We start from the raw sequence: 25,637 nt of genomic DNA on the forward strand, positions 1-25,637 counted from the left end.
TTGAGGTGGTTGCAAGTTAAAGGCAAAGAAATCAAACTTTCGAATGAAATGACAGGTGCTATCAAGCCATTGACGTCACTGCGCAGTGAGGTTGGATTATCGTTAGGGTATGAATTTAAATTAGGGATCATTGCTTCATCGCTAGTTTATATTACGGCAGCTTTGTTGTGTGAGAATAAAGATGACACCCATACGACGATTAACCAATATCACCAATTTAGCGCTGACTTATCTGGGAATGCAGGGAAATTAGGCATTGGTTTAAGCAGTTTAGTGAGTGAGAAATTAAAGCTTTATGTGNGATTTTAGGTATACGCTATAGCTTCTAAATAGGTTGTGTTTTTGATTGATTTTAGCGTGTGGGTTATTAGGTAAGTGAAACAGGAGTCTTGAGCTGTGATTTTGAGAGAAGTTTGGCTATTTATAAAGGCTATGTATTTTCTGCTCCATAGCATTTTTCTTGGATCTTTTCTTTCTATTGAGTGGTAGTTTGAAGAGAAATATTCAAGGTTATGCCAAGATGTTTGGTATTGTAAGAGGGAGGCGACGATAGGGATGTCAGATATCATGGGTGTTTTTGTGTTTTACGGAAACTTGTGCGAAGCAATGCACCTTTTTAAAATTTGCTATGGATTTTTCCACAATCCCTTGGCAAAAGGCTTCTTGCTCGTTATAGAACGGCCAGATAATGTTATATAAAGGTGGTCAAATGGCTGTAGAACGTACTTTTTCAATGATAAAACCAGATGCAACGCGTCGTAATTTAACAGGAGCAATTACCAAAATGCTTGAAGATGCAGGGCTGCGTATTATTGCATCTAAACGCGTGTGGATGAGTCGGCGTGAAGCTGAAGGATTTTATGCTATTCATCGAGAGCGTCCATTTTTTGGTGAATTGGTTGAATTTATGTCTTCTGGTCCAACAGTTGTGCAAGTTTTAGAAGGTGAGAATGCAATAGCTAAGAACCGTGAAGTAATGGGGGCGACTAACCCTGTGGATGCACAAGAAGGGACAATTCGTAAAGTCCATGCTTTATCGATTGGCGAAAATTCCGTTCATGGTTCAGACAGTTCTGAAACTGCGAAAGTGGAAATCGCTTTTTGGTTTTCAGAATTGGAAATTGTTGGTTAAGAAAAGCATGTATAAAAGGAAGAAAATCCCGAAATGGTATATTTGGGGATTTTCTTATGAAGTTATAGATTTTTTAGAGTATGTGAGGCTGATAATTTTCATGTGATAACATGCTTTAAGCCAGCGCGAAAATAATCCCATCCTGTCCATAATGTGAGAAGAGCAGAAATCCATAACATTGTAATGCCAAATTCTACTGTATAAGGAAAAACTTTATTACCAGCCGGTCCCGCTAAGAGAAGAACAATGGCGATCATTTGAACAAAAGTTTTCCATTTTGCAAGACGGGAAACAGGAACACTGACTTTTAATTCGGCTAAATATTCACGTAATCCGGATACCAAAATTTCCCGACAAAGTATAATAATAGCTGCCCATAATGTCCATCCAGCAATTGTGCTATCTGCAGCAAGTAAGAGCAAACAGGCAGAGACGAGAAGCTTATCAGCAATGGGATCTAACATGCGACCAATATTGGATGTTTGTTCCCAAATACGGGCAAGATATCCATCGAGAAAGTCAGTAATAGAAGCAATAACAAAAATGGAAACAGCAATCCAACGTGCAATATCGCTTGATTGAAGCCGTCCTTCTAAAAAAAAGCAGGCAACAACCGTTGGTACCGCGATGATCCGTGCATAGGTTAGAATATTTGGAAAAGAAAAAGTATGATTTTTCATAGAGCAATTTTTAATTTTTGTAAGGCATGATTTATTTTATCAACGTAACAAGGCAAAGATGATGAAACAAGCTTATTTTTCATTAAAATAATTATGAATTTTTTGTGCCATGCTAACAGAAATTCCTATCACTTTTGTTAAATCTTCGAGTGAAGCATTGGCCACGGCTTTAGTGCTTCCAAAATGATGAAGCAATGCACGCTTTCTTGTTGGGCCGATATTTTCGATTTCATCAAGCGGGTTTTTGAATGTTACTTTTTTTCGTTTTGCTCTGTGCGTTCCAATTGCAAAACGATGTGCTTCATCGCGGAGACGTTGTAAAAAATAAAGGATAGGATCATGTGGGGGAAGTGTAAAGGGCATTTTGCCTTTGATAAAAAAACGTTCACGTCCTGCGTTACGCTCTATGCCTTTAGCAATTCCAACGACCGTGATGAGGTCATCTAATTTTAATTCAGAAAGTATTGTATGGACACTATTAATTTGCCCTTCACCACCATCAATTAAGATAAGATCAGGCCAAAGAGGAAAAGAATCATCATTTTGATCTTTTATATCATTACTTTTATTAGGCAGATTATGCTCCTTAATAAGACGTGAAAATCTTCGTTTAATAACCTCTCTCATCATAGCGAAATCGTCACCAGGTGTAATATTAGGTGAGCGAATATTAAATTTGCGATATTGATTTTTAACAAATCCTCGTTCATCTGCAACAATCATCGCGCCTACAGCATTGGTTCCCATAATATGAGAATTATCATAGACCTCTATACGGTGTGGAATATGGGACATTTGAAATATTTCAGCAAGACCTTGAAGTAATTTTGTATGTGTCGCTGTTTCGGAAAGTTTGCGTCTAAGTGCTTCATGTGCATTGATAGAGGCATGATTGATAAGAATTTTTCGTTCACCTTGCTTGGGCAAAGAGAGGAGGATTTTACGATTTGCTTTGAGACTGAATGCTTCCATAAGAAGTGCTTTTTCTTCGATTGATTCAGATAAAAGAATAAGTTTCGGAAGAGGCTTATTATCGTAAAATTGGGCAAGAAAGCTTGCTAAAATTTCACTACGAGAAAAAGATGGATCTGCTTTAGGGAAATAGGCACGGTTTCCCCAATTTTGACCCATGCGGAAAAAAAATACTTGAATGCAAGTTACTCCTTCCTGTTGCGCAATTGCAAAGACATCTGCTTCTTGTATTGTTTGAGGATTAATGCCTTGATGGCTTTGTATGTGAGAGAGAGCTGATAAGCGGTCACGATAGGCTGCTGCTTGTTCAAAATCAAGGTTTTTAGCTGCTTGATGCATAGCTTGAGCCATATCATTTTTAACAGATTGGCTTTTTCCTGAAAGGAAAGCTTTTGCTTCTCTTACCAGTTCTTCATAATCACTCTCACGAATTTTATCTGTACAGGGTGCAGAACATCGCTTAATTTGATAAAGCAAACAGGGGCGTGTACGATTTTCAAAAACTGAGTCGCTACAAGTTCGTAAAAGAAAGGCGCGTTGTAAAACATTAATTGTTTGTGTCACTGCACCTGAAGAGGCAAACGGACCAAAATAGTGGGCTTTTCTTGTTCGAGCACCACGATGTTTGTAAAGTGCAGGTGTGCGATGATCATCAGTGATAATAATATAAGGAAAGCTTTTATCGTCACGCAGTAACACATTAAAACGTGGATGTAATCTTTTGATGAGATTAGCCTCTAAAAGGAGTGCTTCTGTTTCTGTATGGGTAACGACAAATTCCATATGATAGGTCGCACGAATCATACGGGTAATACGGTTATTGTGCCCTTTTTCATGTGTATAGCTTGAAACACGTTTTTTGAGATTACGTGCTTTCCCAACATAGAGAATATCACCATTCTCATCCACCATTCGATAAACTCCGGGCTTATGCGGAAGGTGTTTGGCAAATTCTTGGATGAGTTTGGTACCTTTAAATTGATTTTTATCATTTTCTTGATTGGCATTATCCCATGTAATAGAGGAGAGAAAAGAGAGATTTTCTCTTTCATTTTGGAAACAAGCTGTGTTATTTTTCAGAATCATTTAGTTTATCCAAAAACATTTTATGTTTTGCATGTGAAATGCTCTTATTCATAGAATATTGCTGTTGATGTAATGATAGTTATTTTTCCTATAAATAATGTGTTGCTATATAAAAATATTCAAATTTAGAGTTATTTTTTTCATCAAAAATAAGGGTAGTTAAAAAAAACATTTTTATCTGTTCACTAATATCATTTATTGTCCAGAAGGACTATTTTAAGAAAGGCTTTATTTAAAATAATAAAATTTGTCCTAGGCATGATGATATATATTCAAAGATAATATGGTTCTAAAGTCAAGGAAACCAACAACCTTAGTCATATTTTGCAGCAGTTTAAAATCTTTGGTTTTTATCAAGGAGATTTTAGCTTAAGGCGCACTTGAAAAAGTTAACATGATGAATGTTCCTTTTGGATCCATTTCTGCGTTATTTGTGCATTTTCATCTTGTCCAAGACGATTGATAAGAAACGGGCTAAGTTTTTTCATTTCTTCTTCCAAAAGATAGGGAGGATTAATAAGAATCATCCCATTTCCACGCATTGTAGGTGGTATTGAACTTTTTCGAACACGCATTTCAAGTTGTAGGATTTTGGGAATCTTTGTTTGGTAAAGTGCATGAAGAAAAATTTCAATTTCTTCGTCATATTTAACAGGATACCATAAAGCATAAATTCCTCCAGGAAAACGGCGATACGCTTTTACCAATCCTTCAATAAGGCGGGAGAATTCTCCAGTTTTTTCAAAGGGTGGATCAACGAGAACAAATCCACGTTTCTCCTTTGGAGGCAAATGCGCATTTAAAGAAAGCCAACCATCCAAATGCAAGACTTTTGTTTGATAATCCCCGGCAAATCTTTTTGCTAAAATATTATAATCTTTATCATGTAATTCAATTGCGGTGAGGCGGTCTTGTTTACGCAATAATTGACGAATAACAATAGGAGAGCCGGGATAGAAGAGGATTTCTTTTTCTCCCTCATTTAATGAATTAAGAATATTACACCAAGGAGAAAGGAGTGTTGTTAAATCTTCTGGGATAGGAGCTGAAAAAAAACGTTGGACGCCTTCGCGCCATTCTCCTGTTTTATGTGCCTCCAAAGAAGAGAGATCATACATACCAATTCCAGCATGTGTATCTATAACGCGAAAAGCTTTTTTCTTACGTTTAAGATATTCGACAATGCGGGTGACAATAATGTGTTTAAAAACATCAGCAAAATTGCCAGCATGATAAATATGCCGATAATTCATGAATAAATTCTACCGTATATAACTGCTTACAAAACTTTTCTCTTAACATAGAATAATGATTTTATATCAACAAAAAATTTGTAAAGACCAGACAATCAAAAAATCATAGGTCTCACTTAGAGAAATACTGATATCATGGCTTTGCAATTATTTGCTATATTGGGATAATTTATTCAATATAGGTTATGTTTCTACTTCATGCGTTTGATTTTATAAAATTTGGCATTCGTGCTGATTGTCTTCCTGTTTTAGATATTCCTATAAAAGGAGCACATGATGTAATCGGAGGACGTGCTTATGTAAAGAAAAAAAGGAAACAGTTACAGCTTTAGAACGAGTTGCGGCTCAAGGGCCGATTGAGGGAGGGTATCAGTAATGAAACATATTCTAAGACATGAACGCACACTTTGACAAAAGATAAAGAGAGGTAAAAAGTGGGTTTACAATAAAAAGCGTATGATTGCCTTTAACTGGAGAAGAAAATATACAAGTAAGATATGGTTATGTTTGATACATTTCTTCAAAATAAGTATAAAGAAGTAAATTCAAAAGCAGTGAGAGAAAATGATGGGTAATATTTTGTCACCAACGCATTTAATTGTCATTTTATTGGTCATTCTTGTTCTTTTTGGACGGGGTAAGGTTTCTGAATTAATGGGTGATGTTGCTAAGGGGATTAAAGCGTTCAAAAAGAATATGAAGGAAGAAGAGGATGATATCGAAAATAAGCTTGAAATAGCTGTATCCTCTCAAACAATTGATATTGAATCTCAACAATCTGAACCATTATTAATAAAACGTGCAGCAGTACGCCGAAAAACTTCTTCTTCCTCTACAAAAAGGAAGACGTCTGCGGTTAAAAAACAACGATAAAATGATCAAGACGCCATCATAATTGTACTATTTTAAATGAGGAAGTCGAGTATAAGCGATGTTTGGGATTGATGGGCCAGAGTTTTTCGTGATCTTACTTGTTCTCATTATCGTTGTTGGACCAAAAGATTTACCTAAAATGCTAAAGACCATGGCAAAGGCCGTCGCTTATATACGTTCGGCAGCGAATGAATTTCGTCACCAGTTTGATGATGCAATGAGACAAGTTGAAATTGATGATTTAAAAAAGACATTGTCAGATATCAATGATATTAATCTAAACAAGGAGCTGACAGAGACTTTTAATCCTCTTCATGATGCAGGTGAAGGTCTCCATGATCATCCTAATATAAAGACAACACACCATAAATCAGAAAAAGAGAAAGAAATTTTGAGATGAGATCAATACAAAGCCAATGAAGATTTAACTGTATCCGTTGATTCTGAGAGTTTTGAGAGCATTTCTAAAGAAAGAGAAGGTGTGTCATGAATATTAAGAAAGATGACCTTGATGCCAATATGGCTCCGCTTTTAGAACATTTGATTGAACTCCGTCAGCGAATTATTGCTGCTCTTGTTGCATTTTTGATAGCTTTTTTTCTGTGCTTTTTGGTTAAAGATTATATCTTAAATTTTTTAATATGGCCTTATCAATGGGCAATGAAAATATCAGGTGGCAATCCTGAGAATATTCGTTTGCAATCAACACAAGTATGGGAAACTTTTTTAACAAAGATGAAGCTTGCTGCTTTTGGAGCGATTATTTTATCTTTTCCCTATACGGCTTTTCAATTTTATAGCTTTATCGCACCAGGACTTTATAAAAACGAGCGTATGGCTTTTTTGCCTTTTCTCATTGGTGGACCGATTTTATTTTGTATTGGGGGGGCATTTGTTTATGCTCTGTTAGCGCCAGTAATGCTTTGGTTTAGCCTTTCTCAGCAATTTCTTCCAGATGTTCATTTAAGAATAGAATTTATCGTCCGTATTTCCGACTATTTAAGCTTTATGACATCATTTATTCTCATTTTTGGTTTGATTTTTCAATTACCTCTTGTAACCAGTCTTTTAACGAAGGTTGGACTTTTAACGTCTCATAGTTTAGTATTTAAACGAAAATGGGCTATCCTCATTTCTTTTATAGTTGCAGCGATAGTAACTCCATCAGATTTTTTTACTATGTTTGCAGTGGCTTTACCAACGATAGCTCTTTACGAGATCTCAATTTTAATTGCTTACTGTATAGAAAAGAGAAAAAAGGCCTCTTAAGAGAAGTTTATATCTTGTTTTAAGAGGAAATGAATAAAAACGATGCAAATGAGGTATTTTGATGCTTGATATTAAGTGGATTCGTGAATATCCTGAAAAATTAGATAAAGCGCTGGAAAATAGAGGTATTGAACCGCAAGCAGAGAGGTTAATAAAACTTGATTTTGAACGTCGGGCCCATGTGGCAAAAGTGCAATCGGCACAGGAGCGTCGCAATAAGGTTTCAAAAGGAATAAGACAAGCTTTAGCAGCATGTGATCAGAAAATGGTTGAAGATCTTAGAGCTGAAGTTGAGGAGATTAAAGTCTTTCTTTCTTCTGCTACAACAGAAGAAAAGCGGTTGACAGAAAGCATTGAGAAGGTTCTTTCAGCACTCCCAAATATTCCATTCGATGATGTCCCAAAAGGTAAAGATGAAAGCGATAATGTTGTTATTCGACATTTTGGTACACCTCCAACATTTGATTTTACAGCAAAGGAACATTTTGATCTTGGTCAAAATCTTAAACAGATGGATTTTGAGCGAGCAAGTCGTTTATCAGGAGCACGTTTTACAGTATTGTCAGGAGCATTAGCTAGGCTTGAACGTGCATTGGGGCAATTTATGCTGGATGTACATGTTGAGGAGCATGGTTATACAGAAGTCTCAATACCTCTCCTTGTTCGTGATGAGATTGTTTACGGAGCAGCCCAGCTACCAAAATTTGCTGAGGATCTTTTTCGCACAACAGATGGTCGATGGCTTATTTCTACAGCAGAAGTGCCCTTAACCAATTTGGTAAACAATGAAATTCTTGAAACATCAGATTTACCACTGCGATTTTCTTCTTTAACGCCCTGTTTTCGCTCAGAGGCGGGAGCTGCAGGCCGTGATACGCGTGGGATGTTGCGTCAGCATCAGTTTTGGAAGGTAGAAATGGTATCTATTACCACTGAAGAGCAATCTTTAATGGAACTAGAACGTATGACAGAATGTGCAGAAGATGTCTTGAAACGTCTTGGTTTGCCTTTTCGCACGGTTATTCTTTCTACAGGTGATATGGGATTTGCAGCACGCAAAACCTATGATATTGAAGTTTGGCTTCCAGGGCAAGGATGTTATCGTGAAATTTCTAGTTGTTCAATTTGTGGAGATTTTCAAGGGCGGCGCATGAATGCACGATATCGTAAAGAAGGCGATAAAACATTGCATTTCATTCATAGTCTTAACGGTTCTGGTACGGCTGTTGGACGTTGCCTTATTGCTATTCTTGAGAATTATCAGCAAGCTGATGGATCAATTATTGTTCCAGATGTTTTACAACCTTATATGAAGGGTGTACGTTGTATTACTAGCTAATTTTATAAAAGGAGAGAGACGATATAATTTATTGCTAAGTGGTGATGATGTATACACACAAGGATTCGCTATTTTAAAAAATGAGTTGTACGCATAAGGGCTGCTACTTCTTTGGAGAACGAATGACATTATGGGGCAAAAGGGTATTTTACGATTTCGTGAGGACTTAGCCGGCCTTGTGCTGAAAATGCGCAGCAAAGGGATTGATGATGTCCGCTTTTTTTCGGCATTTGAGAAAATTCCACGTCAACAGTTTGTTGCCTCTTCTTTATTCAACTGTGCTTATGATAATAAAGTTATTCCCATTGAGTGTGGTGAATATATTGAGCGTTTGGAAGAACAGCTTTTGATTCTTTTTGCGTTATCCTTGAAAAAAAAACATCGTGTCTTAGAGATTGGTACAGGATCTGGTTTTTGTACTGCCCTTATGGCATGTCTGAGTGGTCGTGTGACAACGGTTGATCGTTATAAAACACTTGTTGATTTGGCACGCCAGAAATTTCAAGGCTTAGGGCTTGAAAATATTGCTATACGGCAGATGGATGGCTGCAGTACTGTTACAGGCTTGGGATCATTTGATCGTATTCTTATTTGGCCATCACGTTCTGATGAACCAAAAGAATTTTTAGATCTTTTAGCTGAAAATGGGATTCTGATTCAAGCTATAGGGCCTGATGAAGGGGTACAAACGGTGATGCGCTATACGAAAATTGGCAGTCGATTTGAGAGTTTAGAAATGTTTCAAGTGCGCTATCAACCTTTTATTAAAGGTATTGCAGAAATACTTTAATTTTTAAACTTAAGGTGCGCTGTTTATGATAAATTCATTTTGATCTCATTATAAAGATATTTATGAATAAAATATCTTATTTTAACTCTTAGGTAATATTAAAAAGCTTTAATAGAATGAGTTGAGTATTGGCGAGTGAGCAAAACTATGTGTTTAAAAGTTTTGAATAATATTTTCCGGAGTAAATTTCAGAGAATAGTTTTTTTAGCGATGATAACAATTTTTGCGGGGTGTAGTTCCGGTACACAGCGCTTTACAAATATTTTTTCTCATCATACGGTATCATCTCCTTCCAATATATCTACACCTATGTCTGCAGATTCGCAAATGTTATCGTATGGTGGTGTGATACAAAGCACTGAATTGCCACCTATAGATTCGAATGATGATTCATGGATGGGCAATGAGAATGTGTATAATTACCCACAACAAGATGGATCGTCTACTGATAGTCGTGTTATGGGAACACCACCACGCAATCTTGGAACGCTTTCCCGTTCACAAATGGATAATGCTCCTATTTTTCGGCGTAATTCTTATATTGTTCAAAGTGGAGATACATTGTTAAGCATTGCGCGGCAAATAGGAGTGAATGTTGAAGCATTAAAATTAGCAAATGGTATAAACAATAATTCCATTTATATTGGCCAAGTACTCATGGTTCCGAAAAAGGGAACACTAGCAACTTCAAATGCTTATAATGATAATACGAGCACATCAGCAACAGAATCTTCATTTCCGTCTCAAGTTACATCTTCCACAAGTTACAAGAAAACTCTACCTCTATATAAAGCACCTGTAAAAACTCTTCCCTCTGCAAAGATGAATAATTCAACTTTTGAGAAGAAACCTTCTAGACAGATGAGACAATTAAATCATGGAACTGATTTGTCAGATACTTTTCAGAATACAGATAATATTGTTACTCCTCAAGCCACGGGAATTTCTAAGATGCGCTGGCCGGTGCGTGGGCGTTTATTAAGTTTGTTCGGTCAGAAAAGAGGAACAGCCACTAATCGAGGAATAGATATCGCTGTGCCTGAAGGTTCATCAGTAAAGGCAGCAGAAAATGGTGTCGTTATTTATGCAAGTGATGGGTTAAAAGAGCTTGGCAATGTTGTTATGATTCGACATGAAAACAATGTTATTACTATTTATGGATGTAATAGTAAGCTTGTTGTGAGTAAAGGACAAAGGATACGGCGTGGAGATGAAATTGCTAAATCTGGCGTCTCAGGAAATGTTAAAACGCCACGTGTTTATTTTGAGGTGCGTAAGAATTCATTACCTGTCGATCCTACCAAATATTTAGAAAACTAATTCATAATGAACGTTTATTTTCAAAGTTGATAATTTACGTGGATTCCGAGAAAAACAATCAATTTTTCTAAACGATAATATTTCAGTAAAAAAACTCATATATTTAAGAAGAGCAGTGGGTTTGGCTTGCTAGAAGAGGAGAAAATGGTTTGTTATCCTTAATTTTCTAGTTAGTGAGAATTTTTATGTTTATGATGTAAAAAAAGAGAAATAAAATTGTTTCTTAAAAGTTTTTTCTCGTTGTCTTCTGTCTCTTAAAAATTTATTTTCTTTCTATAAAGCTATGATTACATTGTGTCATTATGATTTTGTATGATAAATCATCCTCTGGGAAAGTTTTTTCTGAGCCAAAAGTCTATTTTAGTAAAGTAGCAAATACCTGACGGTTTAATCGATAGGAGATAAAAATGTTTATTACGAATGCTTATGCTCAAGTTACAGGCGGTGTTTCCAATGGGAGTTCACTTGTTAGCTTTGTCCCGTTGGTTTTGATTTTTGTAATTATGTATTTTTTTATAATTCGCCCACAGCGTACGCAAATAAAAAAACGGCAGGAGATGCTTAATGCTGTGCGCCGTGGTGATACAGTTATAACAGGTGGTGGTATTATCGGCAAAGTTACGAAAGTTTACGATGAGAGTGGTGAATTAGAGGTTGAAATTGGCGATGATATGCGTATTCGCGTAGTCCGTTCAACATTAACCGATGTTCGCGTCAAAGGAGAGCCTATTGCGGCGAAAAAATCAAAGGCTCATACAAAACCAAAAGTACCACAAAAGTCTAAATCTAAAATTAAAACAAAGGAAGATGTGAATATACCTGAAGAGAAAAAATCCGTATCAAAGGAAAGCGAATCTTAAAATACAATTGCGTTGTCTGATATGATTTTCAACGTATTTTGATAAAAATGGCTAGCTCTGTTAAGAAATATTCAGGGTAGGGGAGAACTTAATAATTGATAAACCAACATAATTGTGGTTTTCTGTGGGCTATTAAAGAAGTGATTACTTTATTTACGCTATTTGTGCTGCATTGTAGCAAAGTTTCTTATTCTTTTTATAGGGTTTTTGTTTTAACGTATGGGAGTTTGTTTATTTTTGAGAACATAAGCTGAAATTTTTCAATCAATAAATATATTTGAACGAATGGTAGCATTTGATAGCATCTTATTTGTAAATTTTCCGCAATATTTAAAGTAGCTTTCCCCTATTGATGGTATTTTCAGTGTAGGATTATATAAAAGATTTCACATTGATATTGCTATACACGTTATGATTAATATATCAATTTTTGTTATAAGTTTTTTGCTTTTTAGGGGGAGGAGAGGAAAAATGCAATTGGGTTATCAAAAATAAAGGATGTTTTATTGATGTTTCATGCAATTCAAATCCGTGAAGCACATTTTCCAAGGCGGGCACCTATTGATGCGTATGGAAATGGTGGATTTCGTTTTGCTGATATGTCCCACAGAGGGTCTATTGTTTGTGTACCATCGGGTATTTATGCTATTGATATGATAGGGCCTATTCCAACTCAAGAGAATATATTTCGTATTTTAGAAGAGTCATCTGAGATTGAAGTTTTGCTTATAGGTACTGGTGTTGAATTATTGCGATTACCCGAAGATTTACGGGTACTTTTATGGGAAAAACATATTGCATCAGATACAATGAGCACAGGAGCAGCAGTGCGTACATTTAATGTTTTGTTGGCTGAAGACCGTGCTGTTGCTGCATTATTGTTTGCTGTAGAATGATTAATTCTCTTCCTTATTATCTTGATATTTTACGTGCTACAGATCGTGATCGCTATATATCGGTTTTATTTGCGCCTAAAAAAAAGCGCAAAGCATTGGCGGCTCTTTATACTTTTAATGTAGAAGTTTCTCGTATTCGTGAAATTGTACATGATCCACTTCTCGGTGAGATACGATTACGCTGGTGGTATGATTCTATTGCGCATGGTGAAAGGCAAGAAAGTAAAAATAATCCGATTTTGAATGATTTATTTTCTGCAATGATGCTTTTTAATCTACCTAAGACGGCTTTTTTACGTTACTGTGATGCGCAGATTTTAGATCTTTATCATAATCCGATAGAAACGCTTCATGATCTTGAGTTCTATTGGGGTGAAACAGCGAGTATAATTTTACAGCTTTCTTGTCAGATATTAGATCCTGATGGTGCACAAAATTTTACAGATGTCTGTAAACATGGAGGGATTGCACAAGGATTAAGTGGGGTGTTGCGTCTTTTATCATTTATGCAATCACGATATCAATATTATTTGCCTACTGATATGTTAAAGGCTGTCGGAGTGGATAGAGGAGATTTGGAGTCTCATCGTATCAATAGCGCACAACAATGCCACATTATTGAAGCTATACTAGCATTAGCAGGAGAACATTATAGCAAATTTTACGAATGTTCTAATGCTTTGCCTAGAATGCTTAAGCCAGCATTTCTTCCATTAGCAATTATACCAGCATCGCTTCAAAAAGCACGTCAGTTGGGAGCTGCAGTTTTTCAAGAAAGTACAACTTTATCACTGATTCACCGCTACTGGTTGGTCACAAGGACAGCAATAGGTGGTAATTTTCCAAAGATATTATAAGGATAAAAAATATTATCTAAGAACAGCAGAAATCGTAAATCTATTGAAGGTAACCGTGTATTATGAATTTGAATTTCTTTTTTATTATTTGGCAGACATCGCAAGTAGTATGTATAAAGTATGGTCTTCAAACAGTTAGAAATAAAATTTATAGAGTTAAAGATGTCGTTTATTTCTTTTAGGTAGTGTTCATTTTGTCTAGGTTATACATCAGTGGATGATGTAGAGAACAATGTAAGAGAAAATTTATGAAACAGATCAATTAAATTTCCAGTAAGATTGGAATTTTGATATGCAGTGCTTAAATACATTCATCAGGTATTATTTTTTTTGATGAGATAATATTATCAGGGCTACAGAAAATCTGTGGCTGGTGGTAGATATTGCATGTAAAAATTATAAAACTATAAGTGATTGTTGTTGGTTATGAGAACATTTAGAGAGAAATTTTATAGATTATATTTTATTGCACTGAAAACTATTCTTAAAACTGTATCTACTCTTTTTTGCAAAGTTGTAAGATCGCAGAAAACTCCATTGTTTTAAAGAAGTTATGCGTTTTTATATTACAAAAAAATGAAATTTACTTACTTTTTCAAAGAGGGAAGAAATTCTGAATGCAATTTCTTCACCTCAATACTAAAAATCATTTGCAATATTTTTATTGGAGAGCGTTGAAAATTTGATGATAGTTCGTACTATTAATTTTCAAAGGATGTTCTTTATTGGCAATTTGTAGCATTCCTAGCTTAATATCTTCTTTCATTATCATATCAATGTTGGCACGAATATCAGGTGAAAGAGCCTGAGGTGTGACATCTTTAGGCATGGTGACAGTCTTTATTTGATAAACGATACGGTTTGTTATAATCGGACCTTTTACTATACCGTAATGATCTTTAGGCGCAGCAAATAATGCTTTAAGACCTTCATCTCCAAGGATTTCAGATGAGTCTTGGCGTCGGAGTGCTGGTGTTGTTTGTTTTGTGATACCAAGTATATGGGCAAGAGAAGCAAGGCTTTTCCCTTCATTAAGTTGTTTGAGAGTATTTTGCGCTTTTTCATCAAGAAGGCGTTGAACTTCTTCAATTTTCCATTGAGAAAGTGCATCTTGCTTAGCTTCTTCAAATGTTCTATCGCGGGCAGGAATAATTTTATCCACTTTATACCAAAGATACCCATTTTCTGGGAGAGAGAGGGGATCAAGATCAATGCTTTCATTTGCTTGATAAATGGCATTCAAGAGAATGTCTTTTTGGGGTAAATTCGTGAGTATTTCCCCTTCAATTGTTTTTCCTTCTTTATCAAGAGTGATTGTACGAAGAGGTAATTTATATTGGTCAGCTAGTTCTTTGAGAGATGCACCCTCAAAACGAGCATTTTCGATTGCTGTATAGTTATTACGCAGAGTATTCGTTGCACGACTTTGGGCGAGTATTTGTCGAATATTTTTCTCTACCTTTTCAAAAGGAAGAGAGGCTGCAGGATCAATATGTGTTACACGAATGATAACAGGACCTTTTAAATCATTGATTACAGCACTGATTTGCCCTTGTTTGAGTTGGAAAACCTCAGACGCTAGATGATTAGGCAGTTCACTTTCTGTGAAAGGTCCTTTTTTAATATCACTAAGAGTTTTATTTTCCGCTTTAACCAGCGCATCAAAACTCAATCCGTCGGCTATTCTTTTGGCAGCATTATCGGCAGCTTCGCGTGTGGAGAATTGCAATTCTTCAATGGTGCGTTTTTCAGGTGTCATAAACTGTGAGGTATTTTGAGTATAATAAGCTTTTACCTCATCTGCTAAAATATCTTCGGGTTTTACAATTTGAGCCGAGGTCATAGATAACAAAGAAACAGTCCGGTATTCAGGGGTACGAAATTCGTTTCTATGTATTTCAAACCACTTTTGCAATGTTTCTTGGTTTGGGTTAGAAATTGTTTCCTTTTCTTTTAAATCAATAATAAGATAATCGGCAATTCGGGTTTCTCCTTGATAAAGCACGAGCGCTTTATAAAAGAGATCTGGTGCTTTCATCCCCGATAGCGAAGCTGCAATGAGCTGATTACGCTTCTCTTTTTGAGTATAATAATCAAAGAAATTACTTTCGCTAATACGTAAATGCTGAAGATAGTTACGAAACAAATTTTGGTCAAAGACACCATTTGTTTGAAACATATTATCAGTACTCAGAATACGCGCTATAGCATCTTTTGAAAGATTAATTTTCATTTTACGTGCTTGCTCATCAAATAATGCATTTTGTTGTAACTGATTAAATACAAAAGCGGGAATTTTATATTGCTGTATTTCATTTGCTGTGAACATTCGTCCAAGCTGAGATGCGAGTGCTAAACGTGCACTTTGATCAGCCAGTGCAAGACGATAACCATCGACAGTTATAGTAGATTTTCCAGAAGAAATAAGATTTCTTTCATTCGTTGTTTGTAAATGTGGTATTCCCCATAAAAGGATGAAGCATAAGAGCAAAATAGCAAGGAAAATCCTAGAACCCCAGGATTTTGTAGCATTTCTTATGATGTCAAGCATCGTTTAATTCCATTTTATATATGAGTTATTATCAAAACAGTAAGGGAATTTGCAATAAAGAAGTAAAAGATGCAAGCTTAAAGACTTGCTTTCGTTTTATAATTTGATACCTAGGAAACAAACAATGTGTTGTGGTAGCTCTTGAGGTAAGATATGTCCCCAAATATTCGGCCTTTTATTGCTGGAAATTGGAAAATGAATGGAACTGGTGAATCACTGGGAGAATTGCGTGCCATTGCTGCTGGTGTTAGCTCTGATTTAGGCCGTTTGTTTGAAGCATTGATTTGTGTTCCAGCGACACTTTTATCACGTGCTTCTGATATATTGAGTGGCGAAGACTTGCTACTGGGAGGACAAAATTGTCATTTTGATGATTATGGTCCTTATACTGGAGACATTTCAGCTTTAATGTTGAAAGAAGCAGGAGCAAGTCATGTCATTATTGGGCATTCAGAGCGCCGCACGGTTTATCAAGAAAGTGATGAAATTATTTGTGCTAAAGTGCAAGCAGCGTGGCGAGCAGGTCTTGTTGCGATTGTTTGTATTGGCGAAACATTGGAGGAGCACAGAAATAATCAAGTATTGAAAGTACTCACGCGACAGCTTGAGAGATCTTTGCCAGCTGATGCAACAGTAGAGAATATTATTATCGCTTATGAACCTATATGGGCCATAGGTACAGGCAATATGGCTACTTTAGCAGATATTGCAAGGGTGCATAATTTTATTCGCGATAAGATATGCACTCGTTTTGGTAATGAAGGGAAAAAGATGCGATTGCTTTATGGTGGTTCAGTAAAAGCATCTAATGCCTTTGAGCTTTTGAGTATGAATCATGTTAATGGTGCTTTGATAGGGGGGGCAAGCTTAAAAGCAGTAGATTTTTTAACTATCTGCGATGTTTATCGTAAATTATAACAGAGAAATCTTGGTTTTCCTCTTGGATTATGTATTATTTACGTGTAAAGAGCCATGAAGTGTTATTTGAAGAGCAGGGTTTATGCAAACAGTACTTATTATTATTCATTTTTTGGTCGTTATTACTTTGGTTGGTGTTATATTAATTCAGCGTTCAGAAGGTGGCGGGCTTGGTGCAAGTAGTGGTTCTGGATTAATGAAAACGCGTGGGACTAAAAATCCGTTAACACGTTTAACTGCTATTTTGGCATGTTGTTTTTTTGCAGTGTCCATTGGGCTTAACGTCGTCGCGAATATAACAAATTCCAGTTCTGATATTCTTAAGCGTATTCCGGCTAATTTAGAACAAAACTCTACAAATAAAGGGATTCCAGGAGAAATTCCATCATCAGATGTTAAATCTCAACCTTCAATTCTCGAACAGTTGGGAGCTTCTTCAGTTTCACCTGAGGCACAAAAACAGCTTCCAAATTCTGCAACTGAAAATCCTGTTCCACCGGCACTTTAAAATCCCGTTCCGAATAATGGTACAAAATAGTTTTTCGAAAGAGTATAATTATTTTATAAAGTGATTTTTTCATCTTTTTTATTTTATAGAAGAAAAAGAGGTTATGTTTACATTTTTTACTGGAAAAATTATCATAAACTGCTTATCACCATAAGCCCATGGCACGTTATATTTTTATCACTGGTGGTGTGGTTTCTTCTCTTGGAAAGGGCATCGCTGCAGCAGCATTAGCTGCATTATTACAAGCACGTGGGTATCGTGTACGGCTTCGCAAACTTGATCCTTATTTGAATGTTGATCCAGGTACAATGTCACCTTATCAACATGGTGAGGTCTTTGTAACCGATGATGGTGCAGAAACGGATCTTGATCTTGGTCATTATGAGCGTTTTACCGGACGTTCTGCGAATAGCCAAGATAATATCACGACAGGACGTATTTATCGCAATATCATTGAATGCGAACGACGTGGTGGCTATTTGGGAGCTACAGTTCAAGTTATTCCTCATGTTACCGATGAAATTAAGAGATTTATTACTACAGGCAACGAAGAATTTGATTTTGTTTTATGTGAAATAGGTGGAACAGTCGGTGACATTGAAGCAATGCCTTTTCTAGAAGCGATTCGTCAGCTTCACAATGAATTACCAAGTCATAATGTTGTTTATGTGCATCTTACATTAATGCCTTATATTCCATCGTCCGGTGAATTAAAAACCAAACCAACACAACATTCCGTTAAAGAATTACAATCAATTGGTATTGCCCCCAATATTTTACTGGTGCGTACAGATCGGCCTATTCCAGAAACAGAGCGAGGCAAATTATCACTTTTTTGTAATGTTCGTCAAAATGCCGTTATTCAAGCATTGGATATGCCAACGATTTATGATGTTCCCATAGCATATCATAAAGAGGGCTTAGATTCAGAAGTTCTTTCTGCTTTTGGAATAGAACTAGCATCTAAACCCAAAATGGAGCATTGGGAGGATATTACACATCGAATTCACCATCCAGAGGGAGAAGTTACAATTGCTGTTGTTGGGAAATATACAGGGTTAAAGGATGCTTATAAATCTCTTACCGAAGCAATTATCCACGGTGGTTTAGCCAATAAAGTAAAGGTTAATATTGAATGGATTGATGCAGAGCTTTTTGAAAAAGAAGATCCTACGCTTACTTTACAAAAAGTTCATGGAGTTTTAGTTCCTGGTGCTTTTGGAGTGCGTGGTGCAGAAGGGAAAATTCAAGCAATTCAATTTGCTCGGGAGCATAAAGTTCCATTTTTCGGCATTTGTTTTGGTATGCAATTGGCTTGTATAGAAGCTGCGCGCAATATTGCACAGATTAAGGATGCTTCATCAAGTGAATTTTGTGAAACCGAAAATCCGATTGTAGATTTGATGAGAGAATGGCGCAAAGGGGATGTCCTAGAGAAACGTACACAGTGTAGCAATCTTGGTGGGTCAATGCGTCTTGGTGCTTTTGCTGCTGAATTAAAAGAAAAGAGTCATATTGCAAAAATTTATAGGGTAACAAAGATTTTCGAGCGACATCGACATCGTTATGAAGTAAATATCGATTATAAAGAAAAGCTAGAGCAGTGTGGTTTAATTTTTTCTGGTATGTCTCCTGATGGTTTTTTGCCGGAAGCAATAGAATATGCAGATCATCCATGGTTTATCGGTGTTCAATATCATCCAGAATTAAAATCACGTCCATTTGATCCACATCCACTTTTTGCTTCTTTTATTGAGGCTACTGTAGAACAAAGTCGATTGGTTTAGTTGATAAATTGCGTTATTTGCTTTTTGAGGAATAAAATGTCTGAACCAAATGCTGTAGTAAAAGTTGGAAATGTTATTTTTTCAAATGAAACACCTCTTTCATTAATTGCGGGGCCATGTCAAATAGAAAGTAGGGATCACGCTTTCGAAATGGCTGGTCGGATTAAGACAATTACGGATCAAGTTGGTATCAGGTTTGTCTATAAATCGAGTTACGATAAAGCTAACAGAACCTCTTTAAGCGCAGCACGTGGTGTTGGACTTGAAAAAGCAATGGCTATTTTTTCTGATTTGAAGAAGGAATTTGATTTCCCAGTATTGACAGATGTGCATACAGAAGAACAATGTAAAATTGTCGCATCCATCGTAGATGTTTTGCAAATACCTGCTTTTTTATGTCGTCAAACTGATCTTTTGATAGCAGCAGCCAAAACAGGACGTATTATTAATATAAAAAAAGGTCAATTTTTAGCTCCATGGGATATGGAGAATGTTTTAAGAAAGGTTACGCAAAGCGGTAATCCGAATGTTATGCTTTGTGAGCGAGGGACTTCATTTGGTTATAACAGGCTTATTTCTGATATGCGTTCATTACCTATTTTGCGTTCATTTGGTGCTCCTGTTATCTTTGATGCAACGCATTCTGTTCAGGAGCCAGGTGGGCAAGGTGCTTCATCTGGTGGTCAGAGTCAATTTGTTGAAGTTTTAGCACGTGCAGCTGTTGCGGTTGGAGTGGCGGGTGTTTTTTTAGAAACACATCAAGACCCCGATAATGCACCCTCTGATGGACCTAATATGGTTAAAATCGATCATTTGCAGAGATTGCTTGAGACTTTAATGGAGTTTGATTATTTATCCAAAAAGATTAATTGAATATAAAGTTATAAAGGATATTGTATCATTATGGTGTTTAAAATACATCGAGATTTTTGTTGGGTAAGGAAGCACATATGGCTATAATTGTCGATATCATTGGACGTGAAGTGCTTGATAGCCGAGGGAATCCAACGGTAGAAGTTGATGTTCATTTGGAAAATGGAGCTTTTGGGCGTGCTCTTGTTCCCTCTGGTGCATCAACAGGAGCCCATGAAGCTGTTGAGATTCGTGATGGTGGCGTGCGTTATCAAGGAAAAGGTGTTGAAAAGGCCGTTGCTGCAATAAATGGCGAAATTCTTGAAGAGCTTGGTGGACGAGATGCAAGAGATCAAATCGCGATTGATCAAGCAATGATTACTTTGGATGGAACAGCAAACAAAGCACGTCTTGGTGCTAATGCTATCTTGGGTGTTTCATTGGCTGTTGCAAGAGCCGCTGCAGATTCATTAGGTTTGCCTTTATATCGTTATATTGGTGGGACACAGGCACATATTCTTCCCACTCCTATGATGAATATTATAAATGGTGGGATCCATGCTGATAACCCAATTGATTTTCAAGAATTTATGATTATTCCTATAGGAGCATCTACAGTGAAAGAAGCAGTTGGTTATGGTGCTGAAATTTTCCATACGTTAAAAAAACGTTTAAAAGATGCAGGGCATAATACTAATGTTGGTGATGAAGGTGGCTTTGCACCACAATTCAAAAGCGCGAAACAGGCAATTGATTTTATTATGGAATCTATCATAGCCTGTGGATATAAACCCGGTGAACAGATTGCGCTTGGTTTAGATTGTGCTTCAACGGAACTTTATAAAAATGGTTCATATTTTTATAAAGGTGAAGATAAATATCGTGATATGGAAGAGCAGGTAGATTATTTGGCACAACTTGTTGAAACTTATCCCATCATTTCTATTGAAGATGGAATGGCTGAAGATGATTGGGAAGGCTGGAAATTACTCACTGATTCGATTGGAGAAAAATGTCAGCTGGTTGGCGATGATTTATTTGTAACAAATTCTGCGCGTTTGCGCGATGGTATAAAAATGGGGGTAGCTAATTCTATTCTTATCAAAGTAAATCAGATTGGCACATTGAGTGAAACGCTTGACGCTGTAGAAACAGCGCATAAAGCAGGCTATCGTGCTATTATATCTCACCGTTCAGGTGAAACAGAAGATTCTTTTATCGCGGATCTTGCCGTTGCAACGAATTGTGGGCAGATTAAAACGGGTTCACTTGCACGCTCCGATAGATTGGCAAAATATAATCAGCTCATTCGTATTGAAGAAATGCTAGGAAACCAGGCATTTTATGCTGGTGATTTGCGCCGTTAGTCGCCATGAGTATAAAATTTTAAACTGTGGTATTATTGGGATTGTATTTTTAACTGTAAGAGATAGGGGGGCAAAGATTTTATAGGTGTAGAAAAATGAGAGGTATAATTATTAATCAGGATCAGGGGGCTTATCTTGTCTCCGGTGATGATGGTAAGCGTTATCAATTTGCAACTTGGGATTGGTTAGGAAAAAATCCGCCAAGAGTGGGTGATCCTGTTGATTTTGTCTGTGAAGGGGAGAGTGTTCATTCTGTTTACCCATTGTTGCAACAGGATTCAGAGCCTTCAAAACCAATGTTAGCAATGATTTGTTGGTTTACTGGTGTATTTGGTGTGCACCGTTTTATGGTTGGGAAAATGAGAACTGGTGCTTTAATGCTTGCGCTCTCTTTATCGCTTGCTGGATTGATGGTTACAGGGATTTGGGCCATTGTTGACTTTATAGTTATAGCAGCGGGGAAGTTTACTGACAAAGATGGAAAGCAAATTACACGTTGGTAAAAATTTTATATTATAAATATAAATAATATAATATTGTTTACTTTTTTGCAGTAAATGTATTAAGAGGATAATAAGAGATTACTCTATTATATATTAAGATATTAAAAATTTATGCACGGTTGTCTTATAGTATCAAAAGAACTGTGCATATTATTATATGAATAAAAGAGCAATACAAATCAACTAATATGTTTTGTGTTGCTATTTATAGTGGTGGGGAATTTCAAACTATCTAAATTATTGCATTTGTTATGGTGAATACGGCTTGTATTCATACTAAGCGTATTATCGTCTTATAAAGAAAGCAAAAACTTAATTTTATAAATAATAATTTTAGAGGTGGTAAAAATGAGAGGTAGAATTATTGGTCAGGATCAAAGTGCTTATTTTGTATCCGGTGATGATGGCAAGCGCTATCAATTCTCAAGTTGGGAGTGGTTGGGAAAAAATCCACCGAAGATTGGTGATTCCGTTGATTTTGTGTGTGAAGGGGATATCATCAAATCTGTTGTTCCTCTTCTGGGGCAACAACCATCAGAACATTCACAAGTTATTATCGCGATTGTTTGTTGGTTTTTAGGTTTATTGGGAATTCATCGTTTTATGGTTGGTAAAGTTGGAACGGGTATTTTAATGCTTCTTCTCTCTTTATCAGTTATTGGGTTGGTGGCGAGTCTGATTTGGCGCGTTATTGATCTCATATTTATTTTAACAGGAAAGTTTACTGATAAAAATGGGAATAGAGTTACAAATTAGTAATTGCTAAATATTATAATATAAGAGTGGGGAATATAGCATAGCTTTGTTAGGGTATAGTCTTAGCGTATAATGATAAATTGTTTGCATGTGTAAGCTTTTGGTAATGAGGTATTAATCAAAATTATGCATAGTTGACAAAATTTAAATTATTATGCTGTAAAGGCTGTGCTATTTTATGTGGACAAAGCAGAAACGCAAATCAATAAAAATACGCTTTGTGCTCCCACTTATGACGGTGGGCGTTTTAAGTTATTTCAGTTATCACATTTATCATGGTGAGTATGGATTGTATTCACGCAGTGTAGTTAATCAACATATTGTTGAATTAGAAGAGGAACTTCACAAAGTGGAATCTGAGCGGATATCCATTGAAAAGCGCATTTCTCTTTTGCGCAGCGGGCATATTGAAAAAGATATGTTAGATGAGTACGTTCGAAGAAATTTGAATTTTTCCAAGCCAAATGAACTGACAATCCTAACACCTTGTAAAGAATGTTAAAAATGAATAAGAACCCATTTAATTTCAAAGAATATTTAAAACAACGCTTGGTGATAGCGTTTGGGCTGATTGATAATACTTGTAACTTTTGTGCGTAAAGGTTATTCCTAGACAATCATAAAAGGGAGTTTAGTATGGCAGAAAGATCTAAAAAAGGTTCTGCATCGGTGGTGCACACGACATTGTTGAATGCCACAAAGAAAGCGCCAATAGCTTATTTTACACAACAAGAAGAAATAGATGCTTATCGTGAGATGCTTTTAATACGCCGTTTTGAAGAAAAGGCGGGGCAGCTTTATGGTATGGGGCTGATTGGTGGATTTTGTCATCTCTATATTGGACAGGAAGCTGTTGTTATTGGAACATTACAGGCAGCGAAAGAAGGTGATCAAGTTATCACCTCTTACCGTGATCATGGGCATATGTTGGCGGTTGGTATGAGCCCGCGTGGTGTCATGGCAGAACTCACGGGGCGTCGAGGTGGCTTTTCCAAGGGAAAAGGAGGATCGATGCATATGTTTTCCAAAGAGAAGAATTTTTATGGTGGACATGGCATTGTTGGAGCACAGGTTCCGATAGGTTCTGGTTTGGCATTTTCGAATCAGTATCTTGGTAAGGACAATGTGACATTGGTATATTTTGGTGATGGTGCTGCCAATCAGGGGCAAGTTTACGAAAGTTTTAATATGGCTTCGCTTTGGAAACTTCCTGTTATTTATATTATTGAAAATAATCAGTATGCTATGGGAACGTCTGTGGCACGTGCATCGGCAGAGACTGATTTTTCTCGTCGTGGTCTTTCTTTTGAGATTCCAGGCATTGTTGTTGATGGTATGGATGTTCGCGCAGTAAAAGGGGCTGCTGATGAAGCAATTTCTTGGGCGCGCTCAGGCAAGGGACCAATTATTCTTGATATGCAGACTTATCGTTATCGTGGTCACTCCATGTCTGATCCAGCAAAGTATCGCTCAAAAGAAGAGGTTCAAAAAATAAAAGAAGAACACGATCCAATTGATCAAGTAAAGAATCGGATTCTTCAACAAGGTTTTGCCAGTGAAGATGATTTAAAATCGATTGATAAAGAGGTACGTGCAATTGTTGCAGATGCAGCAGATTTTGCGCAAAGTGATCAAGAGCCAGATGCTTCTGAGCTCTATACTGATATTTTAGTTTGATACGAAGGAAGCGAGTATGTCTATTGATATTTTGATGCCAGCGCTTTCTCCAACGATGGAAGAAGGTAAATTATCCAAATGGCTCAAGAAAGAAGGCGATGAAGTGAGTTCTGGTGATATCATTGCTGAAATTGAGACTGATAAAGCAGTGATGGAAGTAGAGGCTATTGATGAAGGTATTCTTGGTAAAATCTGTGTTCTTGAAGGTTCTGAAGGTGTGAAGGTTAACACTGTTATTGCGGTATTGTTGGAGGAAGGTGAAACTGTTAAGGACATTTCATCAACGACCGATTCTTTAAATGCGCATCAAAAAACTGAAAATGTATCTTCTTCTTTTTCTTCATCACTGCCACAGCCTCCTCTTTTGAGTACTCTTCCTGATTTTGATATTCCAGCGGGGACACAAATGGTAACGATGACGGTGCGTGAAGCGCTTAACCAGGCGATGGCTGAAGAAATGCGGCGTGATGAAATGGTATTTGTCATGGGGGAAGAAGTTGCGCAATATCAAGGTGCTTATAAAGTGAGCCAAGGTTTATTAGAAGAGTTTGGTGCACAGCGGGTTATAGATACACCAATCACAGAACATGGTTTTGCGGGATTGGCTGTTGGTGCTGCTTTTGGTGGATTGCGTCCTATTGTTGAATTTATGACATTTAATTTTGCTATGCAGGCAATTGATCAAATTATCAATTCTGCAGCAAAAACTCGTTATATGTCTGGTGGACAAATGACAGCTCCTATGGTTTTTCGTGGTCCCAATGGTGCTGCTGCACGTGTTGGTGCGCAGCATTCTCAGTGTTATGCTGCTTGGTATGGTCATATTCCAGGTCTTAAAGTTGTTATGCCGTATAGTGCTGCAGATGCAAAGGGTTTGCTGAAAGCTGCTATTCGTGATGATAATCCTGTTATTTTTCTTGAAAACGAGATCTTATATGGTCATCAATTTGAGGTTCCTCAGATAGATGATTTTGTTTTACCTATAGGTCGGGCGCGTATTCATAAGTCTGGACAAGATGTTACGATTGTTGCATGTGGGATTGGTATGCACTATGCAGTTCAAGCTTTGCCCGAAATTGAAAAACTTTGTATTGATGTTGAATTGATTGATTTACGGACTATTCGTCCGATGGATCTTCCAACAATCATTTCTTCAGTTAAAAAAACAGGTCGGTTGGTAACAATTGAAGAGGGGTATCCTCAGTCATCTGTTGGAACGGAAATAGCAACGCGTGTTATGCAACAAGCTTTTGATTATCTTGATGCTCCAGTTGCTACAATTTCTGGTAAAGATGTTCCGATGCCTTATGCTGCCAATCTTGAAAAGTTGGCTTTGCCAAATATTGCTGAAATTGTTGAAGCCGTTAAGGCTGTGACTTATAGAGCATAAC

25 protein-coding genes and 1 pseudogene are annotated in these 25,637 nt (G+C 36.8%); 22 read left to right on the forward strand and 4 right to left on the reverse strand.

From position 1 onward, the window contains the following. Both ABD909_RS01575 and ndk read left to right on the forward strand, forming a co-directional pair. Positions 1–297 (forward strand): annotated as a pseudogene (locus tag ABD909_RS01575) (autotransporter outer membrane beta-barrel domain-containing protein); the annotation flags it as partial. A gap of 412 nt (positions 298–709) precedes the next feature. Next, a complete protein-coding gene (gene ndk / locus ABD909_RS01580) occupies positions 710–1,132 on the forward strand; it encodes a nucleoside-diphosphate kinase (protein WP_345096213.1) in 423 nt (140 codons plus the stop codon). A 98-nt stretch (positions 1,133–1,230) separates the two neighbouring features. Here ndk and pgsA read toward each other — a convergent pair whose 3' ends face one another. The 3 genes from pgsA to ABD909_RS01595 form a co-directional block, all read right to left on the reverse strand. After that, the gene (gene pgsA, locus ABD909_RS01585) at positions 1,231–1,812 is read right to left on the reverse strand and encodes a CDP-diacylglycerol--glycerol-3-phosphate 3-phosphatidyltransferase (protein ID WP_345096214.1); all 582 of its coding nucleotides are present in this window, start codon (positions 1,810–1,812) and stop codon (positions 1,231–1,233) included. Between the two features lie 72 nt (positions 1,813–1,884). After that, entirely contained in the window at positions 1,885–3,870 is a 1,986-nt protein-coding gene (gene uvrC / locus ABD909_RS01590; protein ID WP_345096216.1) for an excinuclease ABC subunit UvrC, read from the reverse strand. Positions 3,871–4,259: 389 nt separating this feature from the next. Next, entirely contained in the window at positions 4,260–5,123 is an 864-nt protein-coding gene (locus ABD909_RS01595; RefSeq protein WP_345096218.1) for a 23S rRNA (adenine(2030)-N(6))-methyltransferase RlmJ, read from the reverse strand. 185 nt (positions 5,124–5,308) lie between these two features. Here ABD909_RS01595 and ABD909_RS01600 point away from each other — a divergent pair, with 185 nt between their 5' ends. The 10 genes from ABD909_RS01600 (at position 5,309) to ABD909_RS01645 (ending at position 13,327) form a co-directional block, all read left to right on the forward strand. After that, positions 5,309–5,455: a hypothetical protein gene (locus ABD909_RS01600; protein WP_345096219.1), complete on the forward strand. Its 147-nt coding sequence runs from the start codon at positions 5,309–5,311 to the stop codon at positions 5,453–5,455. A gap of 235 nt (positions 5,456–5,690) precedes the next feature. After that, complete coding sequence (gene tatA / locus ABD909_RS01605) at positions 5,691–5,996, forward strand: twin-arginine translocase TatA/TatE family subunit (protein ID WP_345096261.1); 306 nt, start codon at positions 5,691–5,693, stop codon at positions 5,994–5,996. A 58-nt stretch (positions 5,997–6,054) separates the two neighbouring features. Further along, positions 6,055–6,396, forward strand: coding sequence for a Sec-independent protein translocase protein TatB (tatB, locus tag ABD909_RS01610; protein ID WP_345096221.1), 342 nt, complete (start codon positions 6,055–6,057; stop codon positions 6,394–6,396). An 86-nt stretch (positions 6,397–6,482) separates the two neighbouring features. Beyond that, positions 6,483–7,265: a twin-arginine translocase subunit TatC gene (gene tatC, locus ABD909_RS01615; protein ID WP_345096222.1), complete on the forward strand. Its 783-nt coding sequence runs from the start codon at positions 6,483–6,485 to the stop codon at positions 7,263–7,265. Between the two features lie 61 nt (positions 7,266–7,326). After that, positions 7,327–8,604, forward strand: a complete 1,278-nt coding sequence (serS, locus tag ABD909_RS01620; protein WP_345096223.1) for a serine--tRNA ligase — start codon at positions 7,327–7,329, stop codon at positions 8,602–8,604. Between the two features lie 130 nt (positions 8,605–8,734). Further along, positions 8,735–9,394, forward strand: a complete 660-nt coding sequence (locus ABD909_RS01625; protein ID WP_345096225.1) for a protein-L-isoaspartate(D-aspartate) O-methyltransferase — start codon at positions 8,735–8,737, stop codon at positions 9,392–9,394. 147 nt (positions 9,395–9,541) lie between these two features. Next, positions 9,542–10,714, forward strand: coding sequence for a peptidoglycan DD-metalloendopeptidase family protein (locus ABD909_RS01630; protein WP_345096226.1), 1,173 nt, complete (start codon positions 9,542–9,544; stop codon positions 10,712–10,714). A 407-nt stretch (positions 10,715–11,121) separates the two neighbouring features. Beyond that, complete coding sequence (yajC, locus tag ABD909_RS01635) at positions 11,122–11,574, forward strand: preprotein translocase subunit YajC (RefSeq protein WP_345096227.1); 453 nt, start codon at positions 11,122–11,124, stop codon at positions 11,572–11,574. Positions 11,575–12,083: 509 nt separating this feature from the next. Then, entirely contained in the window at positions 12,084–12,470 is a 387-nt protein-coding gene (locus ABD909_RS01640) for an Mth938-like domain-containing protein (RefSeq protein ID WP_345096228.1), read from the forward strand. Further along, a complete protein-coding gene (locus ABD909_RS01645) occupies positions 12,467–13,327 on the forward strand; it encodes a phytoene/squalene synthase family protein (protein WP_345096229.1) in 861 nt (286 codons plus the stop codon). Before ABD909_RS01640 ends, ABD909_RS01645 begins: the two co-directional genes overlap by 4 nt. A 661-nt stretch (positions 13,328–13,988) precedes the next feature. Here the strand turns inward: ABD909_RS01645 and ABD909_RS01650 are convergent. Continuing rightward, positions 13,989–15,878, reverse strand: a complete 1,890-nt coding sequence (locus tag ABD909_RS01650) for a peptidyl-prolyl cis-trans isomerase (protein ID WP_345096230.1) — start codon at positions 15,876–15,878, stop codon at positions 13,989–13,991. A 153-nt stretch (positions 15,879–16,031) separates the two neighbouring features. Between ABD909_RS01650 and tpiA the strand changes: the two genes are divergently transcribed. The 10 genes from tpiA (at position 16,032) to ABD909_RS01700 (ending at position 25,636) form a co-directional block, all read left to right on the forward strand. Beyond that, complete coding sequence (tpiA, locus tag ABD909_RS01655; protein WP_345096231.1) at positions 16,032–16,796, forward strand: triose-phosphate isomerase; 765 nt, start codon at positions 16,032–16,034, stop codon at positions 16,794–16,796. Between the two features lie 82 nt (positions 16,797–16,878). After that, positions 16,879–17,304 carry a preprotein translocase subunit SecG gene (gene secG, locus ABD909_RS01660; RefSeq protein WP_345096232.1) on the forward strand — a complete coding sequence of 142 codons (426 nt, stop codon included), beginning with the start codon at positions 16,879–16,881 and terminating at the stop codon, positions 17,302–17,304. Positions 17,305–17,462: 158 nt separating this feature from the next. After that, positions 17,463–19,091 (forward strand): CTP synthase, encoded by a 1,629-nt coding sequence (gene pyrG, locus ABD909_RS01665; protein ID WP_345096233.1) that lies wholly within the window; start codon positions 17,463–17,465, stop codon positions 19,089–19,091. Between the two features lie 36 nt (positions 19,092–19,127). After that, entirely contained in the window at positions 19,128–19,964 is an 837-nt protein-coding gene (gene kdsA / locus ABD909_RS01670) for a 3-deoxy-8-phosphooctulonate synthase (protein WP_345096234.1), read from the forward strand. Between the two features lie 77 nt (positions 19,965–20,041). Then, complete coding sequence (eno, locus tag ABD909_RS01675) at positions 20,042–21,310, forward strand: phosphopyruvate hydratase (RefSeq protein WP_345096235.1); 1,269 nt, start codon at positions 20,042–20,044, stop codon at positions 21,308–21,310. 95 nt (positions 21,311–21,405) lie between these two features. Further along, on the forward strand, positions 21,406–21,813 hold the full coding sequence (locus ABD909_RS01680) for an NINE protein (protein ID WP_345096236.1): 408 nt from the start codon (positions 21,406–21,408) through the stop codon (positions 21,811–21,813). Positions 21,814–22,161: 348 nt separating this feature from the next. Beyond that, positions 22,162–22,569: an NINE protein gene (locus ABD909_RS01685; protein ID WP_345096237.1), complete on the forward strand. Its 408-nt coding sequence runs from the start codon at positions 22,162–22,164 to the stop codon at positions 22,567–22,569. Between the two features lie 178 nt (positions 22,570–22,747). Next, positions 22,748–23,071: an FtsB family cell division protein gene (locus tag ABD909_RS01690; protein WP_345096238.1), complete on the forward strand. Its 324-nt coding sequence runs from the start codon at positions 22,748–22,750 to the stop codon at positions 23,069–23,071. 134 nt (positions 23,072–23,205) lie between these two features. Further along, on the forward strand, positions 23,206–24,246 hold the full coding sequence (gene pdhA, locus ABD909_RS01695; RefSeq protein WP_345096239.1) for a pyruvate dehydrogenase (acetyl-transferring) E1 component subunit alpha: 1,041 nt from the start codon (positions 23,206–23,208) through the stop codon (positions 24,244–24,246). Between the two features lie 16 nt (positions 24,247–24,262). Beyond that, positions 24,263–25,636, forward strand: coding sequence for a pyruvate dehydrogenase complex E1 component subunit beta (locus ABD909_RS01700; RefSeq protein ID WP_345096240.1), 1,374 nt, complete (start codon positions 24,263–24,265; stop codon positions 25,634–25,636). Position 25,637: the final 1 nt, after the last annotated feature.

The organism is Bartonella acomydis (assembly GCF_039543025.1).
GTDB lineage: Bacteria > Pseudomonadota > Alphaproteobacteria > Rhizobiales > Rhizobiaceae > Bartonella > Bartonella acomydis.